This is a genomic window from Zobellia laminariae, from assembly GCF_030553095.1.
Lineage (GTDB): Bacteria > Bacteroidota > Bacteroidia > Flavobacteriales > Flavobacteriaceae > Zobellia > Zobellia laminariae.
Genome location: NZ_CP130738.1, coordinates 4,663,144 through 4,685,053 on the forward strand (window position 1 = coordinate 4,663,144; position 21,910 = coordinate 4,685,053).

The window sequence follows — 21,910 nt, forward strand, 5'->3', positions numbered from 1 at the left end:
AAATCTTCGCCACTGGGTTGTTTGACCGGTCCAAGACCTACTACGTTGGTTATCTCTGTACCATCACACTGTACAGATAAATGGGAGAGCCGTTGGGTCCTTTAAACCCACCACCCGATATAGACCACTGGCCATCATCGTAATGGTACGCCACAGGTATGCCGTCTGTATCATAAGGACCACCTAAAAATTCCCCATAAGGTCCTCGCACAAATTCCCAATCTATTTCGGTCCTGCGTTTACCATTGGCGCCTGTATCTTGAGGGCTATCGTAATACCGATGTAACAACCAAAACGCACCCCAAAATCCTGCAACTCCAGGTTCATACCAAATTTTGGCTTCTATATAGCCATCCTTATACGGAGTGGACTGTGCACCAGTTAGTACGCCGGAGTAATAATCCAATCCCGTAGTTTCTACCTGTGCAGGAGAATTTAGGCCAGCGGTTATAATTAGATTACTATTTCCGTCAAAATCAAAAGGGTTTGGTGCGTTATGATCTCCATTAAGAACATCTGTATAATATTGACGCTCGTTGTTTATCGTCACACTTGGTCCCCAAGGAAGTTTACTCTGCCATTTGTCCGCATTAGGCAACGTACCTGGGAGTTGGTTGAAATGGTCTTCAAACGTCAGAACATAAGTTGAATCTATATCAGCAGGTAACCTAGTATCCAAAATTATGGCGTCGTTATCTAAATCCTCTAGATTATTTGCCACTGAATCTTGTTCCATTTCATTATCCGAATCATTAACGATAGCATCCTGCTCCATTCCACTTGGAGCCACGTCATCCTTGAATTCATCTGAAGAATTTTCCGAGCAACGACTGACAATCAAGGCAATCAAAATAAGGATATTAAATCCTAAAAGATTCTTTTTCATACTATTAAGATGAGAAATAGTTTAAATATGAGTTTATAACAGTAGCTATATTGTTATTTTAGTTCAATAATTTGTGATTACAAGATTTGAATACATATGGAGGGAATAGTCATGTTATATTCATTTGGCATCTAGATACCGAACTCCCAAAAGTTGAATTAATATGTTGATTTATAGCTAAATAACTAATTAATAGTAAAACTGAATAACTCTGATGTTGATGTGTTGTTATTTTCATCATTTGTTTTAATCATCCAATAATAAGTAAATCCAGAAACTACATCTACTTCTATATTATAATCTGATTGCACCCCTTTACTTTCCAATTCTTCTTTATTCACTCCAAAAAAAACTTCATAATCCTTTATGTCATTATCAATATCCGTAGCCTCCCAATTAAGAGTTATCTTTCCAGAAATAGCTGTAAAGATTGAGTTATTCTCAGGGGTAATGGCTTCAGCAGAAAAAGGCACATGATTTACGATTATGGAGCGGCATTAAAAAATTCATAGGTTTCGCTTTTAGCAGTTTCTTGACTTTCCAGAGATTTTGATATGACGTACCATTCATAGCTTGTGCCTCTTTCAAGGCTAATTTCTTTTGAATTAGCAATCACATCAAAATTTGAAACCTCACTAGTTTCAACTTTCGTTAAAACAAGCTCGTAAGAATCTGTGTTTTCTGAGGCATTCCAAAGAAAGGTAACTTTACTTTGGGTATCGCTTACCACTGTACCTTCATTACATTCTGTATGATTTTCAGGAAAAACTAACAAAGACGAAACAGGGTCTTCAATCACAGCTTCCGGTAAATCATCTGAAGAATCTGAAGAACAAGAAGACAGAAAACCCAAGAGTATAAACGATGACAAACAGATTTTTAAATTCATATAAACTCTTATTTTTTAATGATTTTGTGTGTGCTGTTCTGTGACTCAGAAGTAACTATAATAGTATAGACCCCAGTTGGTAAATTATCCATATTAATTTTTACAATTCTTCCATCCGCTTTTTTCATTTGCTCTAATACACGTATGGCACTTTGCGAGAACATGGTAATCAGTATTTCTTGGTCTGCGTTAATCGTTGGAAGAAAAATACTTACATCTCCTTTTTCAACCGGGTTTGGAAAAATGGATACATGCTCCGTAGTAGTCATTATGGTTTTTTCAAACACACCTTGGCATTCCAAGTCCGTTTTAACCGTGATGTTATTTTCGGTTTCAGAGAGTGGTAACGTTATTTCATTTTCTGTGGTGGAATATTCTTTTTCGTTTACAGTGATAAAATAACTAGAACTACCTTTAAGACTCAAGGAAACCAATTTACCAGTAGCATCTGTCTTAGAGTCTACTTTTAAAGTATCTGGTTCCGTAATTTGTATCGTAAAGCATTTTTCAAAACCGTCTTCACCTGCAACCGTAAGACAGACATCATAAGATCCTGCTTGCAAGTTTTTAAAACTAGTGAAGGTTTTAAAAACTTTAGATTCGTTAACCATTCCATCGCTTAAAGTTGCTGTATAATCAAGGGTTTCTAAAGCGCTTACAACAATACTTCCGTTATTACTAGATGCGCAAGATTCACTTGTGGTTTCTATAGTAAAATTGTTTACTGGCAAGTTGAAATCTGAGCATCCGGTCTCTTTAGCTATACTAAGACGTATGAAAAGCACACCCATTAGCATCCTGAATGGTTATATCGTAATTGCCAGAAGTAAGATTTTCAAAATTTGGTTGAAAATAAAACGCTCCGTCTCCAATACTATATTTCAAAGGCGCAATACCTCCTGATGCCTCAATAGAAATTGAACCGTCATCATTGTTTTCACAGGATATGTCATTCACCTTAACCGTTGCCGTAATCGCTTCTGATTCTGTAATTGAAACCGAATTACTTCGCTCTTGAATTGAGTTGCTATCTGTTACCTGAACATAGTAAGTTCCCATGGGAACATTTTCAAACGCATTTGTTACGCCACTCCCAATTAATGAATTGTTAGTGGCATCATACATTGCATAAGTGTACGGTTCCATTCCTCCTGTGGCAGTTACTTCTATCGTGGCGCCTAATTCACTGCAGCCAGAAGATGCAGTTTGAATAAGCTGAACCACTAATGGTTCCGTTACAATGGGTACATCCCCTAGCTCAAAAACATAGGCAGAACCATTTGTGGTAAACAAAGTTGTTCCTGCTGCCAAAGAGTTTTTACCAAGTCTTAAGGCCATTACCAAAAGCGGCATACATTCCGTTAGTACCACATGCTAATAGTTTCTCATAAGCAATCCAATCTTCATTACTGGATTTATAGAACAATTGAACAGAACCTGTTGATGGGCCGTTATCATCATCTCCACTAATACCACAAACAATACGGTTTTCATTAATGGCCACGTGAAGACCAAACTTATCTTTGGCAATTCCATCTTCAGGAGTTAGCTTTTCTGCTGATATCCATGAACCATCAGTTGACTTTTTATAAACATACGCCGCTCCAACGTCTGTTGAATTAGAATTTATGGAAGCTGCACCAACAATAATATCAGCTTCTGTATTAGCAACACTAACTGCATAACCACTGTACGTTTTTGGGTCCGTCGCCTTCAGTTTAGCAACTTCCGTCCAGTTACCATTACTAGTTTTATCAAAAACATAGGCGGCACCGCTATTGTCCAATACATCATCATCATAAAAAGACCCAACAACCGCAATATTAGTGGCAATAGATACCGAAATTCCAAAGGAATCATAAGCTTCTACATCAGAAGCTACTAATTTTTTAGTTTGCATCCATATACCATCCAATCCCTTTTCAAAAATATAGGCTGCTCCTGCATTTGCACCGTTTTCATTGTCATTTGGTGCACCAATTACAATTTGGTTTTCTTTTCCAGCAATTGCATAGCCAAATTGTTTATAAAAGGCGCTGTCCGATGCTAATAGCTTTTGTGATTCTTGCCAATCACCTGCTGCTGATTTATCATAAATATAAACGGCTCCAGTGCGATTATTCTGTTGATACGTACTGATAGCTAATGACTCACCAGCAAAAGTCAGAGAGAATCCAAAATTATCATCCACACTGCCATCTGATGCATTAAGTTTTTGGGTTTCTTCCCATGCTCCCGCAGCTGTTTTATTAAAGATATAGACAGACCCACTGTTATCTCCTGGTCATCGTCATAATAAGCTGAAACTGCTAAAATATTTCCGTCATCTGACATTGCCAATACCTTTCCAAAATAATCCGATGCAGCTCCATCCGATGAAACTATTTCCGCACATTCACTTACCGAGGTTTCCGCATCATATGGATTTGTACCATTTAATACTTCTTCTCCATTTGAAACCGTATCATTATCGCAATCTGATGTTGCCCAGATTTCATTATCTACGTTGTATGCAGTATACGTTGCAATTTGACTTGGCAAGCAAGGGTTGTTCGGATAATTGTCTTCACTATCCGCTACCCCATCTCCATCGGTATCAATAACAATAGAGGCGTCTTCAAAAAAGTGAACGTAATCTCCAGAAGTTGCTACGATCAAACCTTCCGCTACGGCAACATGATTACCAAAATCCAAAGTAGAAATTTCAGGGTCTGTTAAAATATGAGTTTCAGTCCACTCACCCCCAGATTTATGATATACATAAAGCCATCCTGTATCTGTTTGATTTGCGGACATGTTTACCACTATTCTATTATCATTCATGGTAAGGGCATCCCCAAAATAATCCTCTTTATATCCGTTACTTGCCTTTAACGTTTGTACTTCGCTCCACAACCCATTGTAGGATTTTTCATAAACAATGGTTTCCCCTTTATCATAAACATCGTCTGTATACGCTACGTCACCTATTACAATTCTATTTTCAGTAATGGCAACATCTCTTGCATATGTATAATTCTGCCCGTCCGGAGCACTTAGCTTTTGAATTTCTTGCCAAGTAGAATTGTTTTGTTTTTCAAATATAAACGCACCCGTAGCGTCATTGCCGGATGCTCCTATTATAATTTGATTTCCTGAAACAGCAACCGACTCTCCAAAACCACCCTCAAAAAGGTCATCTGATGGATATAGTTCTGCTGTTTCTACCCAAACATTACTCATGTTTTTTTCAAAAACATAAACCGCTCCGCTTGGTGCTATTCCGTTTGCAGCTATCACCATTGTATTTCCCGAAACAGCCAAAGCACTACCAAAACCATCATACAGGAAAAAACTGGAGGCCTCAATTTGCTGTGTTTCTACCCAAATTTCATTAGCATCTTTTTGGTATATAAATACGGTATCTGGTAGATTCTCGTCATCATAAGGCTGAGAAACAATTAGCGTATTTTCAGACAAGGCCAAGGTTTGACCAAATCTTGTGGTACCCGTTGTTTTTGGAGATGTTAGTTCTTGATTCTTTTTCCAAACTCCACTTGCGTTTTTGGCATATATTTCAACTTTACTACCTGTAGCATTTCTTATTCCTGCCACTACAGTAGTACCATTGGTGGCGATAGCTCTTGCTCCTCCATCATTAGTTTCTATACGTTGCTCACCAAAAGCATCAGGGTATGTAGAATCTGTATAAAGTGATTCATTGAAATAAGGATTTGTTCCCGCGGTAACTTCATCTCCGTTGGATATGGTATCTCCGTCACAATCATTATTCTGCCATACTATATTTAAGGCATCGTAACCGGTATAGTCTTTATTTTGTAGTGGTAAGCAAGGGTCATTCGGTAGAGAGTCCTCTATATCTTTAATACCATCGCCATCGCCATCCATATCACTAATGCATTCGGCCTCATCTTTTAATTCAACAGTAATCATAGCTGTTCCTCTTGCCCCATCGGTACTGCGCTCTGCTAGTACATAAATTGTTTGCGGACTACTTGTATTCTCGAAAAATAATGGGTCAACTGCATTACTCTTCGTTTTAGAATCCAGCTCGGTTAGATAATAACTAACCGTAATATAATTTCGATTATAACCCTCCAACAATTCAGTTTCTACGGTCGTCAAATCAAAAATTTCAACCCCATCAGCGCCGTCGTCACAAATACTTAAAGCTGCAGGAGTAGTTAAAGGAAGTGGTTCTGCAATGATAAATTCAAAATCGGAAAAATAATGTCCATTTACCGGGTTTCTTATATATGATTTATCATTGCTGTTTATTACTTGAATTTTTATGTCTACCAATTGACCAACATAAGCCTCAAGGTCAATATTCTTGCTAAATTCATAGTTAGGTGTGCCTGAACCTACATAACCCAGTTGTTGGTCATTTATAAGAATTCTATAATATGATTCGCCACGTTGCCTCCATTTGAATTTGAACTTAGATTTAGATCCGTAAGTAATATCCATTTTATAAGATATTTCAGAGATATAGCTTGGGTTCAAATCAAACAACGCTTGTCTTTCTCCCGAAACCCATGCATCTTCATTTTTACTATGCATTAAGAATTCACGTTTATCTTTGCTATCATTTCTGATTTGAAGAAGTGCGTTTTCTGCTAAGTCAAAACCCACATTATTAAGTGATTCCCCTTGTAAATCCTCCATTAGGTTTTCACTAATAGGTACAGCTATATTGTCAATTAATTGAAATCTGTCGAACGATACTTTTGCTCTATCAAGGACATTATTACTTTGTTGTTGAGAAGTGTCGTCTTCAATATAAATACCAAATGTATGTTCTGCGGATACGCTAGGTTCCAATATACTGGTAACCGTAAAGTGATATGGGTCTGGTAATCCTGAATACGGGTAAGTATACTCAACATCAAGTAAAGTTTGCATATCAGATATGTTTTTGCCTAAACCGCAATACAGTTCAATATCTTCAACAACTGCAGTATTGATGTAATCATACAAAAACATATATTTTTTGTCTTTTTCAAGATTGAAAGAGGGCGTAATCAACCAACTTGGATAGTCAGAATCCATATAGATGTAATTACTTCCTGTACTTGAATGATGTGGATACATGGCATGGCCGTAGTCTAAATATTGACCATTATGAGATATCCATTTATCATCTGTGTACCCTGTAAAACCATTTGGCAATAATTCCCAGCCTAATTCGGGTAGGCTATCGAAGTTTTCAATCCATGGTAGGGAAAGTGTTACATCATTCAATGTTCTGAATTTAAAGGGACCTGACCAATCGCTATAACTTCCTGATGAACATTCGGTTCTTATGTAGTAATGATAATAAGTGTTAGGTTCTAAGCCACTGAATTTAAAACCCAAATCTGAGGTGTTATACACGGTACCTGAACCTTTTGTAAAGTTTTCCAATCCTATTTCAAGTTCATAACCTGAATAACTACTATCATAAGTTTTCCAATTGATTTGAACTTCAGTTGCGGTAGGTTCTTCTTTAGTTATTTGATAAGGTGATATACAATTGGTTGACTTATCTATATATTGAAAATCATCAAAATGTAGATAATCTGCTTGTTGCAAACTGTTTTCTGCTCTAAAGGCAATATAGTTGTCCGATCCAGTGTAGGATGCAAAATCAACTAAAAATTCTGTAAATAATGTAGAATTTATTTCTGTATAAGGAATGGTTTGATAAGGAGTGAAAGAAGCCTCATCAAGCGGATTTGACATGGTTCCAACAACAAGTCCTGTAATTACTCCTTGTGGTGCAAAATCATCTCGTAATTTGAATTTGATAATTTTGTTTTGGTCCATATCAGCCAAAAAAGGCGTAACCAATAATGTACTTACTTGATTATTATGGGCAGCCAATGAACTTACTGTTGTCATCTCATCTTCATAGGGTTCAATAACAACATCTGCAAAGTTTTTATGACCGTTAAAAGTCCAACAATCAGAATCATCAAAACCATTGTTGTCTTGATTTTCGAACCCCTGAAAATACCCGGATGTAATACTACACGTTGTCCTAAAAGTAAAAATTTCGCTCCAATCACTGAATCCGTCTACAGCACCACAATTTCCTCGTACGTAAACATCATATGTTGTAGCTTGTTCTAAACCACTTAAAGTATATGGATTTGAAGTAACATTTGTGATAGTTCCTGTACCCTGTTGAAAACCAGTTACACCGTATTCAATTTCCCAACTTTCAGCAGGGGTAGTTGAATTGTTGTCTTGCCATAATAAATTGACGCTTGAATCATCAACTAAGGAAAGATTAACTGCGGTTGGTGTAATACACGTATTACTAGAATATTCAAAGTCATCAAAATATAGTTCTTGATTTCCATTAGTTGTGCCTTGCTTAATTCCAACATATTCATTAGTGCCGTAATAATCACTGAAATCAACAGTATAACGTGTCCAAGCTCTATCTTGTTCAGCAAGATCAGTAATGGCCTGAAAAGGTTCAAAAGTGCTTTGATCATTAGGGTCTGAGAGAGTACCAACCATAATTTCCTTTAACCGACCTGAAGATCCCGTATATTTTTCTTTAACCCAAAAACTCACCTTCTTATAATTATCAAAATCAAGTAATCTTGGACTTACTAAAATAATATGATCGGCAACGTCATCATTGTAAACATCGTGTGACGGAACGTTCCACATTAATAAAGTGTTTGGTTCACTATGGGCCGTTTCATTGGTTGTAGTTTCGTGATTTTCAATTGACAAATATCTGTGATGATCCCAGAAAATAAGATCTACCTGAGGTATTATAGCTGTCCAGCAATTATCTACAAAGCCTTTGCTGTATGAATCAAAATTTTCAGTGTATCCAATTGACACTCCATAACAGGATGTTTTAAAAGAAGTTTTTACTGACCATTCACTTTTCATTACTCCACAAACAGACCGTACGTAAAACTCATACGTGGTATCATCATTAGACAGATTACTTAAAATAGCTTCTGTGCTATTTACTACTATTTGTGTTCCGGTTCCTAACGCAAATCCTTGAAGGCCATATTCAATCTCATAAGAATTTGAAGTTGAATATTCATATGTCTCCCATTCAATACTTGCTGTGTTATAGGTGGTTTCCGTAGTTTTAGGGTATAAAGGTTCTGTGCAGTTGGGTATTTGCTCATATTGAAAATCTTCTAAAAACATGTTATCTTCAAAACCACCATCTTCGTGTTTCAAGGCAATATATTGATCTGTTCCCGTAAAATTTTCTAAATAGATAGTATGTTCTTTCCAATCAAATGTTTTTCTATTAGAATCTTTAAATACGGCTATCTCTTTTGCCGGTATAGTATCTAGAGGGGAAAAAGTACTTTGGTCATTTGGGTTTGACATTGTGCCGACCACAACATTAGAACTGCTAAACGATTTATTATAGCCTGAAGAAGGTTTTCCTACAAGCTTAAATCGTACTCTTTTGGTATTATCTAAATCTATTATTCTTGGAGTTACAAAATAGTTGTTATAATAAGTACCGTTTGATTGTTGATTAGCGAACCTAAAAAACTGATTTCCTGTAATTGGTTTTAAATCGTGATAAACCAATTCTCCCCAGCTCTTAGAACGAGAGAAACGATATTCCTCTAATATTTCAATTTTGGTAAATATGTTCGGATTTTCAATAATTGCTGTCCAGCATGGATTGAGCACACTCCCTGATTCAAAAGATTCCAAATATGGTGCTTGTACATCCGTACACTGTGCATTTGAAAAATAAGAACTGGTCAGAACTAAAAAAAGAAAGATGACAAGCTTTTTCATAAAATAAAGGAATGTTGGCTGGTTAGACCGAAGGTTAGATACTATAGTCTGTTTCTAACGTATTTGATTTCTTTATATTTTATGTTAATTCTTGTTTTCGTTATAAGGTTATATTGCTCCAAAAACCTTTGTCAAGGTTAATGATCTATACTTGTTCAATATTTTTGTAAAATTTTAAAAGATGACCTTATCATATGGAATAGAAAGTATTAAAATTATTTTTAAATAGTGTTCATGAGATACCAACGAAGGAACGTGTAATACCCATAAAAAAGATAGGCTTGGAGCATAATCAAAAGGTTTGTGTATTTTTATAAAGTTGTAAAACATTTGGGTTTTTAGCTGAACAAGAAAATTAATGATAAACGACTTATTAATAGAGAACATAGATGAAGATGGCCAATTTTCTAAAACACAACAAGAGGAGTTTTGTGCATACTTTCAGCAAAGAACTATAACCAAAAAAACATTTCTATTAGAACAAGGTGAGGTCTGTAAATGGGAAGGATTTGTTTTAGATGGGTGTTTTAGAATTTTCACAATAGACAAAAACGGAAACGAGAACACCTTATACTTTGCTGCTAAAAATTGGTGGCTTATGGATATTGATAGTTTTATGAATCACAAACCATCAGACTTAAACATACAGGCTCTAGAAGATAGCAAAGTACTTCTTATCTCTCAAAAAGATAAATTAACCCTATATGAATCAATCCCAATAGCAGAAAAACTCTTTAGGGTTATGTTTCAAAAATCTATAGTTGCATGGCAGCGTAGGCTTGTAAGAAACCATAGCTTAACGGCAAAAGAGCGATATGCTCATTTTATTGGGAGTTATCCTGAGATTGCTTCTAAGCTTACAGATAGGCAAACCTCAAGCTATTTAGGTATTACTCATGAGTTTTTGAGTAAGATTAAAAAGCAATTACAAATTCAATAAAACTTTCGTTTAGTTGAACTTGTTCAACTATTTTCTCGCCCTAGTTTATAATTTTTGCACAATAAAATTATAAAAGAGAATTATGACTTTACTTACCCAAGTAAAATTTTGCGTTATTGCACTTACTTTAACGGTACTGCTATCTAACAAGGCAAATGCACAAAGCACTACTGACATAACACATGATGAAGCTTTTAAAGCCTTATTGGCAGCAAAGAAAAAAGCTGAGGATTCAAACGTATTAGTAAACATTGCCGTAGTAGATGCTGGCGCCAACCTAAAGGCATTTATACGAATGGATGAGTCTTTTTTAGGCAGTATTGATGTAGCCATTAAAAAGGCCAAAACAGCGAGGTACTTTAATATTGATACCGGAGAGCTGGGCGAACTAACACAATAAGGAGGCATTATTTATAACATTGAACATTCTAATGGAGGTTTAGTAACTTTCCATGGTGGTATTCCTATCAAGAATAAAGAGGGGAAAATCATAGGGGCCATTGGTGTTAGCGGTGGAACTATAGAAGAGGACCGGACTATTGCCACCGTAGGAGCAGCATCAATTATAGATTAATTTATTGAATTCAAAGAAGATTAAAATTATGAATAGTATAAAAGGTTTCCTTCTAATTAGCATATTATTTTTATCCAAAATATGTCTGGCTCAGGTTTCGGATGAACTAATGCTTTACCGAAAAGACTTCAAAAATATATCTGGAAAAAATACAGTTTCTGTTACCAGTTATAAAAAAAATGGGTCTCATTTTGTTTTTGCCGGAGGTGTAGGAAATATAGATGTGTACAGCTTAGACAAAGAAGGAAAGCTAACTCCAATAAGCAACCATGAGCTTTATAAAAAGAAAGGTCCTGCCAGAGGAATGGTTGCCGATAATATTAATGGTACAGACTTTCTCTTTGTAGGTAACAAACATGGTAATGCCATTGAAACCTTTAAAATATTAGCCAATGGATCGTTGGAACGGGTTTCTTTGGTTGAAGATACAGAAGACACACATCTTGGTACTGCTATTACTTTACAAGTAATTCATATGAAACAAGCATCATATCTCTTTGTTGGTGGCTTAGAAAACACCCCGGGATTAAGTTCTTTTAAAATTGAAGCTGATGGAAAACTCAACCATGTTCAATCTATGAAAGATGATGACAAAATACATACCGATGGTATTATAGGCATGTTTACCCACAACTTTAAAGGGAAGACCTTTTTATATACAGGTGGTTTTCAAGACAATGGCGTAAGTAGTTTTAGAGTTTACGAAAATGGAACGTTTAAGAACATTAATAATATAAGCGATAATACAACAGATAGATACTTAACCGGAGCGTATCCTGTAACCGGAGTTACTCTAGGAGACCATAGATATGTTATTGTTGGTCACAGACATCATAAGTATTATGACCCCACAACAAATTTTATAAAAAGGAAGGATTTTGTGTATCATGGCGATGGGGTAAGTGTTTTTAAAGTCAATAAAAAAGGAGCTTTAGTTCCACACTTTGTTTTAAAAGATGATGAAAATACTAGGCTAGCGGGACAAACCAGAATTGAAGTCGTTTCTACAAATAACAACGAAGCTATTTTAGCTGTGGGCACAAGAGATGACGCCAGTATTCAACTATGTAAATTAAATGAAAAGGGAATTCTAAGCCCGATAAATTATTTAGAAACAGGTTTTTCTATTTATTACGGCTTAAAATCTCATAGAATAGGAGAAGATAATTTTCTTATTGCAGGCTCTAATAGATTCGATTTAAATAAAGTTGCAACCTATAAAATAGCTCCTAAAGTAGATAGAAATGGAAAGGTTTTAAGGCACATTGTAAATCTTAAATATAAAGCAGACGCCACAGAGCAACAAGTTCATGAGGCAGAAGAGGCTTTTGTAAACCTTAAGAATGAAATTCCGGAAATCACAAATATTGAATGGGGAATAAACGATAGCGAAGAAGGTGCAAGCAAAGGTTTTACGCATACGTTCACTATAACGTTCAATGATGAAAATAGTAGAGAAGTTTACCTATTTCATAAGGCTCATTTGGATTTGGTAAATAAAGTAGGCCCAATAATAGAAGATGTTTTTGTGATGGATTATTGGACAACAGCCAACTAATTTTAAAGAAAAGCAAACAATCTAAAACTATAATCCACATCAATTTATAAAGAAAACGGACATAAGGCTTAATCAAAAGGTTTGCGTATTTTTATTCAATCTCAAAATTGAAACAAAAAAAACGGTCCTGTGTTCGTTCAAAAACATAATATCCCTACCCCCACTACTCCTCATTTACAAGGCTATAGCATTGATTTAAATACAACTATCTTTTCTATAAGAAAGACTATTTACTTTGTTTTAATAACCTTATTGGCAACATCTTGTAACTCTCCAGCTTATATATCTGGGAAGTTAGAAGGGGCAAAAAAAGAGGGCGTAAAGATGTATTTGCTCCAACCTGAAAACCTAAGGGATGTAGCGGCATCCTTTTTTGGAAAAGTCATAGATTCTACCGTAGTGAATCCTGATGGCACCTTTGAGTTTCAAAATGTCCCAAATACTAAAGAAGCTGTATTATTAGAAATAGCCATCGCGCTACCCAGAAAGAACCCTAATTACTTACAAACGGACAATCAAACTAAGGCCAACTTCATGCCAATTGTCTGGCAATCCGGTAATCCCCTGAAAATTAGTTCCAAAGTAGATACGTTTCAAAAAAGCTTCTCCATGGAACAGCCTTCAGAAGTCAATAAAGCACTAGTAGCTTTAAAGGATATTAACCAGAAAGCATACCAATCTTATCTTGCTGGCAAGCATTGGGAATTAGAAGATGGTAGTCAATTAATGGAAAAAGAACATGCTATCTTACAATACCAGACGGAGCTAATAAATTTTGCGGATAGTACACCGTATCTTATGCCAGCATTAGTGGCAACACGGTGGGTAAGTACAGCCAATGATTATGAACGGGTGCCAGAATTTTTGGTTCGCCAATGTGATACATGGAAGAAAAAACAACCCAATCACCCTTGGGTAAAACAACTTTGCAAACTAAGTGAGCCTTCTAACTTGCCAGTTTTAGTAGGCAATGTGTTCCCCGATTCTAAGTTGCCTATGATTACAAAGGACACATTATCTCTTAAAGCGCAATTAGGAGACAAACTTACTATTATAGACTTATGGGCATCTTGGTGCGCTCCTTGCCGAGTAGAAAACCGAGAAATTCTTGTACCAATTTGGGAAACTTATCATGATAAAGGTTTACAAATTGTTGCTTATGGTCTAGAAAGTAATGAGCCTGCTTGGAAAGCGGCTGCAGAACGAGATGGCGCAAATCGCTGGCCGCAAGCTTCTCATTTGCAAGGAGATGATACTCCTTTCTTAAAAAGGATTCGTGTAAGGACCATTCCCGCCAATTTTATATTGGATGACAATGGCGTGGTTTTGGCTAAAAACGTTCACGGAGAAGCTTTAGTTAATTGGGTAAAAAATTATATGGAAAATTAATACTATTGCTAGTATTATAATTTCTCATATTTAACTCAAAAAAAGGTAATTATACGTATTTATTACCTAACCAAGCGTCCTGTGATATTACCGTCTAGTATACTGTTTACTTCTTTTACCGTAGCTAAATTAACATCGCCCTCATAAGTGTGTTTTAGAGCGCATGCAGCACTTCCAAACTCCATAGCCTTGTAGTCATCAAAATGCTGTAGACCATAAATTAGACCTGCGGCAAAAGCATCTCCCGTTCCTATTCTATCCACAACATGAGTAATATCAAGATCTTCTGTCTCCCTAAAATCAACACCGTTCCACATTCTAGCTCTTATTTTGTGCCAAGAAGAGTTTAATGAAGTTCTAATTTTATCGAACACTTTTTCAATGGTAGGGAAAGCTGCCATTAATTGTTTACTGGCTGCAATAAAATCGTCATTGCTATAACCAAAACTGGTACCTAGCACCTCATTTATTTCGTTGACACCTCCTATAAAAATAGTGGAATAATGTAGTAATTCTGATAATGCTTCTTTAGGGTCTTGTCCGTATTTCCATAAATCGCTACGGTAGGTTGGGTCTGCGGAAACGGCCATTCCTTTTTCCCTTGCTAATTTTAATCCTTCTTTAAGGGTATCAAAAGCACCTTGCGATAAGGCCGGTGTAATTCCGGTCCAATGCATCCACTCCCCTTTTTCAAGTGCTTTTTCCCAGTTTACTTTTTCTGGTCCTATTTCGGAAAACGCTGAGTGAGACCTGTTGTAAGAAATCATACTAGGTCTAATTACGGCCCCAACTTCTAAAAAATAAACGCCTAAAGGTCGTTTTGAGGTTACTATTGAAGAGGTATCCATACCAAATTGACGAATGTAGGCTATTGCCGTATCTCCAATAAAGTCTTCAGAAACAGCACTTATATGCTTTACATCTCCACCAAAATTAGATATTGAAATACCTACATTTAACTCTGTACCTCCAAAATAGAATTCAACAATGTTAGATTGAATAAATTTTTTGTTTCCTCTTGGAGAAATACGCATTAAAACTTCACCAAATGTTATAATCTGACCCATACCATAATTTTGAGACTAAATTACCTATTGTTAAAGAAACAAGAAATTCTAATTTGTGAAAGATTTGAAAGATTCTTTGTAAAAGAAATGATTCATCTGATTATATTCCAGAATTTCTAGAAAGATAACCTGAATTTATTTTTGAATTTTCAATATTAAACATAGGGCATACTAAAATAAAAATCTTGAAGAACCGTAATCTGTAATGTTAGTAATACTCTTTTTTAAAACAGTAAAAACAAACCAATTATACAAGAATAGAACTAGAGCAGACGGAGGTAAGACAGCTTACTGTTGACCTAAAATTTTCTAGCTAATAATAGGCGTTAATTTACAGAAAAAGTAGTTCCTATAATTACTCCGTCTCTCCACCTATACCAATATTCTTAAAAGTCTGGATAATTAAGTGCATTTCTTTCTCATGCAAATGATTGTCAGAAACAGCCATGTCTTCAAGAATTTTTGCTAATACTTTCTTTTTAGGAAAAGTCATGTTATGAAGGGAAACTAAAGCTTCCTCTACTGTTGTGCTTTGAGCTTCGCTCACTAAATTTGAGCTCATACCTATATCTTCCTGAAGTTTTTTCATTGCTTCAAGCTCATTAGGATGTACGGTGCCATCAGCCAAGACAACCTGATTGGTCATGACGTAAATAGCCTTTTTCTCTAACTCTTCAAATTGTACTTTTTCTAAATTTTTAGTTTTCATAGTCTTCTTGTATCAATATCACTTGTTCATAGATTCAAAAATATAGGCCATTAAACTGGATTCCTTAGTGTGTTTAAAACCATCGGAAATTGCGGTCCTCTCTAAAATTGATTCTAGATTTTTTTTATTCTCGGGAGTCATTTTCTTTAAAATGGATATAGCTTGTTCGCCATCAATATTGCGAGCTTGCATTATAAAGTTGCTATCAAAATCTATTTCCTTCATCAGTTGCGTTAGGGCAGTGATTTCTCTATCATGAACATGGCCATCTGCCAATATCACAGAGTTTATAACATGTACGATGGCTAGTTTTTCTGCCAAGGTAAAAGCTATTTTTTCTTCCGATGTAAATTGTTGCTTCTTAGCCTTCATAGTGGGAAGATAGTAAATTCTCTGAGAGTGTATCTGGTTTAACAATCACTAATCTTATTAAATCCTATGTTAAAGTTTAAAAGACCTTGTAAAACCAATTACTTGAGTTGATTCTATAAAAACTTTCCTACATTATAATAAGGCTAACTTATTTTAACATAAAGAAAAGTAGAATTGCAAGAGATTATTCTAATAATGAATTGAACGTAAAAAAACCCACATCGATTATCTGACATGGGTTTCAACTGAACCAACTAAAATTTATTTTAGGCTCCGTAGAACTACGGAGCCCTTAGATACAAACTAACCCATCTTCCTATGACCGGGCTATTTTATAACTGTTTTACATTCCAAACTTATAACCAAAAGAAACTAACAGAGTAGAATTTCTGAGTGTAGATAAATCGTTAGAATAAATATTTACAAGTCCAAATTCACTAACCAAACCAATTTCAATTCTCTCATTAAAAATAACTCCAACACCAAAATTCAAACCTAAATCAAATGGTTTAAAATAATCATCTACAGGATCCGTCCCAATATTTACTTTATTCCCCCCTCTATTGGCTGCCAACATATAACCAATATTAAAACCGGACAGGGCATATAAATAGCCAGACCCGCCTAATTCAACAATATCATACCGTACACTAATAGGGATTTCTAAATAAAAGGTATTAAAAGTATCTCCCGTTGTAGAAGCCCCTTTCTTGGCAAAACCCAAACCGGAACCTATGTATAAATCATCTGTAATATCAAATTCTACAGTTCCTCCAAGTTTTACACCCAAAGCTCTTCCAAAAAAATTATTATCAACCTCATCTGGGGAAGTAATGTTTGATAAACCAAGTCCTGCCTTTACACCAAAAATCTGTGCGCTAGCTGAAAAACTTAAAGACATAATTAGTAAGACCATAATTACTTTTACCGATTTTTTCATAATATAAATTTTAAGTTTATGGATGTTCGTGTTCTCGAAACACTCCTGTTATTTTATGGTGCTAAGGTATCTGAAGACCTTGGTTTTTGAAATACCACATTTTTTGTATTTTTTTCTACTGGTAATCCAGTAGAGCGTAATTTTTAATTATAAATAAAGAGTCCTATCTCAATGAAATAGGACTCTTAGAAACAAACCAAACTTTAAATTTTACTTACTTCCCCCTGTAGTAAGAAGGGCCGAAAACTCCATTATCGGCAACGACCAAAGGCACGATATGGGAACCAAACCTAAACAAGGGGTTGAGCCATAGGGTCTCGCCCGTATTGGCATCCATGGCCATCAGCCCCACACTGTTCTGATCATTATTGTTCCGCAAAATATCATGTCCATGGGTGAACAACATACCATTGGCATATACTGGGCTAAAATCTACAGTTACATCTTCGTTTTTCCATAATTGTTCCCCGTTTCGCAGGTCTAGGGCAAAAAGTTTTGCATTGGTAGCGCCCGGAAAACTTGTGCCTTTATCGTAATTGCTAAAGACCACGTTCCCTATAATCAAGGGCGCCCAAAGACTGTTCACCCCAGTTTCTACCTCCCAAAGAATACTTTTGGTGTTTTTATCCAAACAATAAAGTACCGAACCGATACTCTGCCCATACGGTATGGCGTTCACGACCAATTTATCGCCTGAAATAAACGGGGTTCCAACAGCATTGACTTCCAACATCCAAAGGGTGTTCATAGTATCCAAATCCATAACATATAGATTTTTGGCCGGCAAGTACATGGTGTTTTCTATGAATACAGGGGCTCCTGATGGTTCATAGGGTAATTCTTGCTTTAGAATAAGACGCCCTGTTTCCTTATCCAAAATATGAAGGTAGGAGGCTACACCGGAAAAATAGCCCTTGTTCGAAAACACATAGACCTTATCCCCATAAACGACAGGAGCTTTGTTAACGTTTAAAACATTGTCCAATTTCCCATTGGGATCGGTGGTATAGTACCATTTTAAAGTTCCGGTAACCTCATCTACGGCAACTACTACCCCTGATCCCCCAGACGCATAACAGACACCATCAATGCATATGGGCCGGGTCGCCCCCATACTGCCAAAATCAAATTCTAGTATGTACCGGTCCCATAAAAAACGCCTGTCGGCTACGCTTAGCGCATTTATTGAATTATCATCGGATGTTACGTAAATAGTACCCTTGTTATAATCCGATGGCCCCATAAAGTCCGTAAGGTCCGGAAAAGCATAAATCACGGTTTCTTCGCCGGTTTGGGCATCAACCGTATAAATAGTTTCATCTTTTGCGGCTATAATAAAATTATTGAGTGCTGGATCTCCCGATACGATTTGTCCGCCTTTTTCCGGATGAATCACTTCCCCGTTTTCATTGAGTTCTACCCCATCATCTTTAGAGCAACTGGCCATAACAATGGTAAAGAGCGATAGAAAAAAGTAATTAATTATTTGTCGTTTTTTCATTGTAGTATTTTATTCGACTTTAAAATTGAAAATCTCTGATATTGAGGTATTGCCTGTTTTATCCTCGGTTTTTACCTGCCAATAGTAAGTTTCCCCGGAAATGACATTTGCAGTCATTGTATTTTCAATTGTACTACCTATAGAAACTGAGGGATTAGCTTCCGTACCAAAAAACACCTCAAATTCTGTAATATCATTATCCACATCATCACCCTTCCATTCTAATGCTACACTAGTGTTTGCTGATATAGTTCCTCCCCTTTTGGGATAAAAAGCTTCAGCTGGGAAAGGGGCATAATTAACTACACCTACGCCTGCATTGTAAAACTTCCATTTGGCGCTTTCCGGGGCTGATTCTGAATCATTGCTTTTCGTTATCACAAACCACTCATAGGGTGTATTACTATTTAATGTGATGGTAGATTCATTACTGTTGGATTCTGTTTTTTGGGTCTCTCCATTGTCGAGGTTTTTTACATTCACCTCATAGCTATCTGCATTTTCTGAAGCTTGCCATTGAAATGTAATGGCGCTCTGCACATCGTTGACTGTTGCGCCTTCCGTACACTCGGAATTGTTATCGGGAAAAACCAAAGTTACACTACCAGGATCTCCCATTTCATCTACATCCGGTCCATCATCTTTACTACCTGGGCATGCCGTCATTAGTATTACCAATAATAGCGCTATGGTTGACTTTACTATTCTCATTGTTTAATAATTTTAAATGTTCTTGTATCTCCGTTTATTTGAACTGACAACACATAAACTCCTGCTGTTAGTCTATTTGCATCAATTTTTACAGTGCTAGTATTGGGCTCTATTACTTTTTGTAATACCATTTTACCATCAAAAGTATTTAATTGAATAGGTATTTCATTTTCTGAAGTGCTACCGAGAACTACTGAGATTTTTCCGCTTTTGACAGGATTAGGATAGATGATAACCTGTTCGTTAAAGTCCAAACTCTCCTCATGAACTCCTTGGCAATTCTTATTTGTTTTAACGGTCAACTTTGCGGTGGATGCATAAACGGGAATAGTTACCTCAGACTTTTTAGTAACTATAGTCTCCTCATTAAGTGAAATAGTGTATTCCTCTGCACCAGATAAATTGAGCGTTACAGATTTAGCAGTTAAATTCACTTTTGATGTTACCGAAAGTGATTCTGGTGCAGATACATTAACATCATAACAGTTCTTATACCCTGCCTCTCCGTTAACGGTCATACACACGGTATAAGACCCACTTTCTAAATCAGAGAAAGAAACGGAGCTGGTAAAATTATTAGTTTTGTTTACTCCGTTTCCAGTCAATGTTGCTATATATTTATAGTCAGCGTTTGCATTAACATTTATGCTTCCGTTATTACTACCTACGCAAGATTCCCCTTTAGTAGCTACAGTAAAATTAGTGCTGGGTAATGAGAAGATTTCGCATCCGTTTACATCTACCGTTGCTCCAAACGGAGTATTTGGGCAGGTATCATTAGCATTGAGTACGCCGTCTCCATCATTATCATTTGGGTCGGTTGGTGTACTATTGCCCAGACTGATCGTAAAATCTTTGGTAGACCCGTCTTCCGCTGTAACCGTATAGATTACAGGACTGGTAAAATCATTAATGGTTACCCCACTCTGTTGAATTATACCTGCCACAGAGACAGTACTTCTTGCAGAACTAGCGAAAGTTGCTACCAAATTTGCTGGATTGATATTACTTGGTAATTCAACCGAAATTGAATTCCCATTAATCGTACCTATGGCTGATGGTGAGGTTACATTAAACCTGAAATCTGTTATTTCTTTTTCGCTACTTAATGTACTTCTAGAACCTACCGTATACCAGATTCCCCATTTACCGTTGGGAATCAATACTGCCAAGTTACCAGCTGGCTTCATTTTATCGGCCGCCATATCTATTGACATGATGTCTTGATCTGAACCATTGTTGGTATCAAAAATTATTTTATCATCGGTTTTGGAGTAGTTGGGAAAGCCTAGCTTATTATTCTCATAAACTACATTTACCTCTCCTGTTTCTATATTGGCGGTAATTACCTGATAGGTATTTTCAAGATTATCAAAATAATCAAATGCTAAAATGTTACCAGAGGTTTTAGAAAAAGAAGGATTACCAATATTTACGCCTTCGGGCAAGTTGGAGAATATCTTTTGAATATCGCCATCCCCAAATGTATTGGATGCATTGTCCCACACCTTCAAAGCACCAACATCCCAATACTCTATTGCATTTCCGTCTGGATTATCTAATCTGTTCAGGGCGTCATAAATTAAATATTGCCCTGAATAATCCCATTCTAGAGCATCAGGATACAATACATCTCCTGTAGTTACACCGTCTGCAGAGGTTGGGTTATACAGAAAAAACTCTTTGGCTTCTCCTGTAACCAAGTCTGAAATATAAATAATGTTGGACTGATCGTCTAACACCATCGCCAATTTTGTCCCATCTTTTGATAGAGAAATATTTGCCCATATGGTCTCTTCCGAGATGACTGTTTCTACGGGGTTATTAAGATTTAATTCTATAGCATTTACTTTATTCTCATCGGTTACGAATATGACTAAACTACCGTCATCTGCAACACTAGGTTTTCTAAAAACACCGGTTTCTGTTAAAGGGTAATATTCAGTTCCCTCAATATTGGAAGCATATAAAGTATTAGGGTCCGTATCTCTAATATCTATACTTAAAATAAACTCTTCGCCATCAACTGTGGGAATATCATTATCCGTATCCGACGCTTGCCCATCTGCAATACCTACGGTATCAAAAGCTGTTTTTGCAGCTAATACCTCTGGTGAGTTTTCACCATGCAAATCTGTTGCAGATTGAATTATAGCTATTCTAAGATCTATAAATTGAGAAGACACCGTTAAATAATTTTTTAAGGCACGGTAGTATATCTGTTCCGCTTTATCTTTGCTTATCTCCGTGGCAATCAAATAATACGCTCTATTTACAATACCACTATTCCTATGAACCCCACCATTATCTTCTGAACCGGAATAGTACTCCGTCATATCTTTTGGTTGCCATCCATTATCTCCGGAATTAACCCCATTGTTTGGATTCTGAAGATTACGCATTGCTCCGGAGGAAAAATAATCTCTATTTACTATATCCTCTCCCACCAACCAATTTTCCCGATCGATCATTGTTCCAAAAATATCTGCAAAAGATTCATTGATTGCTCCGGACTGATTCTTATATTCTAAATTTGCCGCAGTCTCAATAACACCATGAGACATTTCATGACCCGCTACATCTAAAGAA

At 36.3% G+C, this 21,910-nt stretch carries 17 protein-coding genes and 1 pseudogene; 4 read left to right on the forward strand and 14 right to left on the reverse strand.

Annotated features, from left to right (window positions below; genetic code table 11):
- Positions 1–49 precede the first annotated feature (49 nt).
- The 7 genes from Q5W13_RS22550 to Q5W13_RS22580 all read right to left on the reverse strand — a co-directional run bounded on the left by Q5W13_RS22550 (position 50) and on the right by Q5W13_RS22580 (position 9,560).
- Positions 50–886: a glycoside hydrolase family 16 protein gene (locus Q5W13_RS22550; protein ID WP_304444609.1), complete on the reverse strand. Its 837-nt coding sequence runs from the start codon at positions 884–886 to the stop codon at positions 50–52.
- Between the two features lie 185 nt (positions 887–1,071).
- Positions 1,072–1,359 carry a hypothetical protein gene (locus tag Q5W13_RS22555; RefSeq protein ID WP_304444610.1) on the reverse strand — a complete coding sequence of 96 codons (288 nt, stop codon included), beginning with the start codon at positions 1,357–1,359 and terminating at the stop codon, positions 1,072–1,074.
- Between the two features lie 11 nt (positions 1,360–1,370).
- The gene (locus Q5W13_RS22560) at positions 1,371–1,775 is read right to left on the reverse strand and encodes a hypothetical protein (RefSeq protein ID WP_304444611.1); all 405 of its coding nucleotides are present in this window, start codon (positions 1,773–1,775) and stop codon (positions 1,371–1,373) included.
- Positions 1,776–1,783: 8 nt separating this feature from the next.
- A complete protein-coding gene (locus Q5W13_RS22565; RefSeq protein WP_304444612.1) occupies positions 1,784–2,566 on the reverse strand; it encodes a T9SS type A sorting domain-containing protein in 783 nt (260 codons plus the stop codon).
- Positions 2,541–3,113: a SprB repeat-containing protein gene (locus tag Q5W13_RS22570; protein WP_304444613.1), complete on the reverse strand. Its 573-nt coding sequence runs from the start codon at positions 3,111–3,113 to the stop codon at positions 2,541–2,543. Before Q5W13_RS22570 ends, Q5W13_RS22565 begins: the two co-directional genes overlap by 26 nt.
- Positions 3,094–3,966 (reverse strand): hypothetical protein, encoded by an 873-nt coding sequence (locus Q5W13_RS22575; protein ID WP_304444614.1) that lies wholly within the window; start codon positions 3,964–3,966, stop codon positions 3,094–3,096. The genes Q5W13_RS22570 and Q5W13_RS22575 overlap by 20 nt, the downstream gene beginning before the upstream one ends.
- Entirely contained in the window at positions 3,939–9,560 is a 5,622-nt protein-coding gene (locus Q5W13_RS22580; RefSeq protein WP_304444615.1) for a fibronectin type III domain-containing protein, read from the reverse strand. The genes Q5W13_RS22575 and Q5W13_RS22580 overlap by 28 nt, the downstream gene beginning before the upstream one ends.
- Positions 9,561–9,918: 358 nt before the next feature.
- Between Q5W13_RS22580 and Q5W13_RS22585 the strand changes: the two genes are divergently transcribed.
- From Q5W13_RS22585 to Q5W13_RS22600, 4 genes and pseudogenes are all read left to right on the forward strand, one after another.
- A complete protein-coding gene (locus Q5W13_RS22585; protein ID WP_304444616.1) occupies positions 9,919–10,500 on the forward strand; it encodes a Crp/Fnr family transcriptional regulator in 582 nt (193 codons plus the stop codon).
- An 82-nt stretch (positions 10,501–10,582) separates the two neighbouring features.
- Positions 10,583–11,074 (forward strand): annotated as a pseudogene (locus Q5W13_RS22590) (GlcG/HbpS family heme-binding protein).
- A gap of 28 nt (positions 11,075–11,102) precedes the next feature.
- Complete coding sequence (locus Q5W13_RS22595; protein WP_304444617.1) at positions 11,103–12,632, forward strand: Dabb family protein; 1,530 nt, start codon at positions 11,103–11,105, stop codon at positions 12,630–12,632.
- 129 nt (positions 12,633–12,761) lie between these two features.
- On the forward strand, positions 12,762–14,021 hold the full coding sequence (locus Q5W13_RS22600) for a TlpA family protein disulfide reductase (RefSeq protein WP_304444618.1): 1,260 nt from the start codon (positions 12,762–12,764) through the stop codon (positions 14,019–14,021).
- 62 nt (positions 14,022–14,083) lie between these two features.
- On the opposite strand, the gene Q5W13_RS22605 is transcribed toward Q5W13_RS22600, so the two are convergent.
- The 7 genes from Q5W13_RS22605 to Q5W13_RS22635 all read right to left on the reverse strand — a co-directional run bounded on the left by Q5W13_RS22605 (position 14,084) and on the right by Q5W13_RS22635 (position 21,885).
- A complete protein-coding gene (locus Q5W13_RS22605) occupies positions 14,084–15,088 on the reverse strand; it encodes a sugar kinase (RefSeq protein WP_304444619.1) in 1,005 nt (334 codons plus the stop codon).
- A gap of 355 nt (positions 15,089–15,443) precedes the next feature.
- Complete coding sequence (locus Q5W13_RS22610; RefSeq protein ID WP_304444620.1) at positions 15,444–15,797, reverse strand: tellurite resistance TerB family protein; 354 nt, start codon at positions 15,795–15,797, stop codon at positions 15,444–15,446.
- Between the two features lie 18 nt (positions 15,798–15,815).
- Positions 15,816–16,169 carry a tellurite resistance TerB family protein gene (locus Q5W13_RS22615; protein WP_304444621.1) on the reverse strand — a complete coding sequence of 118 codons (354 nt, stop codon included), beginning with the start codon at positions 16,167–16,169 and terminating at the stop codon, positions 15,816–15,818.
- 343 nt (positions 16,170–16,512) lie between these two features.
- The gene (locus Q5W13_RS22620; protein WP_304444622.1) at positions 16,513–17,109 is read right to left on the reverse strand and encodes a porin family protein; all 597 of its coding nucleotides are present in this window, start codon (positions 17,107–17,109) and stop codon (positions 16,513–16,515) included.
- Between the two features lie 214 nt (positions 17,110–17,323).
- Positions 17,324–18,610: an outer membrane protein assembly factor BamB family protein gene (locus Q5W13_RS22625; RefSeq protein WP_304444623.1), complete on the reverse strand. Its 1,287-nt coding sequence runs from the start codon at positions 18,608–18,610 to the stop codon at positions 17,324–17,326.
- 9 nt (positions 18,611–18,619) lie between these two features.
- Positions 18,620–19,321: a hypothetical protein gene (locus tag Q5W13_RS22630; protein ID WP_304444624.1), complete on the reverse strand. Its 702-nt coding sequence runs from the start codon at positions 19,319–19,321 to the stop codon at positions 18,620–18,622.
- The gene (locus Q5W13_RS22635) at positions 19,318–21,885 is read right to left on the reverse strand and encodes a M4 family metallopeptidase (protein ID WP_304444625.1); all 2,568 of its coding nucleotides are present in this window, start codon (positions 21,883–21,885) and stop codon (positions 19,318–19,320) included. The genes Q5W13_RS22630 and Q5W13_RS22635 overlap by 4 nt, the downstream gene beginning before the upstream one ends.
- Positions 21,886–21,910 lie beyond the last annotated feature (25 nt).

Bases quoted from the DNA above. Each gene is read 5' to 3' on its own strand.
- Q5W13_RS22635 (WP_304444625.1), bottom strand. From the start codon at position 21,885: ATGTCTCATGGTGTTATTGAGACTGCGGCAAATTTAGAATATAAGAAT.
- Q5W13_RS22615 (WP_304444621.1), bottom strand. From the start codon at position 16,169: ATGAAGGCTAAGAAGCAACAATTTACATCGGAAGAAAAAATAGCTTTT.
- Q5W13_RS22595 (WP_304444617.1), top strand. From the start codon at position 11,103: ATGAATAGTATAAAAGGTTTCCTTCTAATTAGCATATTATTTTTATCC.
- Q5W13_RS22620 (WP_304444622.1), bottom strand. From the start codon at position 17,109: ATGAAAAAATCGGTAAAAGTAATTATGGTCTTACTAATTATGTCTTTA.
- Q5W13_RS22605 (WP_304444619.1), bottom strand. From the start codon at position 15,088: ATGGGTCAGATTATAACATTTGGTGAAGTTTTAATGCGTATTTCTCCA.
- Q5W13_RS22565 (WP_304444612.1), bottom strand. From the start codon at position 2,566: ATGGGTGTGCTTTTCATACGTCTTAGTATAGCTAAAGAGACCGGATGC.
- Q5W13_RS22550 (WP_304444609.1), bottom strand. From the start codon at position 886: ATGAAAAAGAATCTTTTAGGATTTAATATCCTTATTTTGATTGCCTTG.
- Q5W13_RS22560 (WP_304444611.1), bottom strand. From the start codon at position 1,775: ATGAATTTAAAAATCTGTTTGTCATCGTTTATACTCTTGGGTTTTCTG.
- Q5W13_RS22570 (WP_304444613.1), bottom strand. From the start codon at position 3,113: ATGGCCTTAAGACTTGGTAAAAACTCTTTGGCAGCAGGAACAACTTTG.
- Q5W13_RS22610 (WP_304444620.1), bottom strand. From the start codon at position 15,797: ATGAAAACTAAAAATTTAGAAAAAGTACAATTTGAAGAGTTAGAGAAA.
- Q5W13_RS22625 (WP_304444623.1), bottom strand. From the start codon at position 18,610: ATGAAAAAACGACAAATAATTAATTACTTTTTTCTATCGCTCTTTACC.
- Q5W13_RS22580 (WP_304444615.1), bottom strand. From the start codon at position 9,560: ATGAAAAAGCTTGTCATCTTTCTTTTTTTAGTTCTGACCAGTTCTTAT.
- Q5W13_RS22630 (WP_304444624.1), bottom strand. From the start codon at position 19,321: ATGAGAATAGTAAAGTCAACCATAGCGCTATTATTGGTAATACTAATG.
- Q5W13_RS22585 (WP_304444616.1), top strand. From the start codon at position 9,919: ATGATAAACGACTTATTAATAGAGAACATAGATGAAGATGGCCAATTT.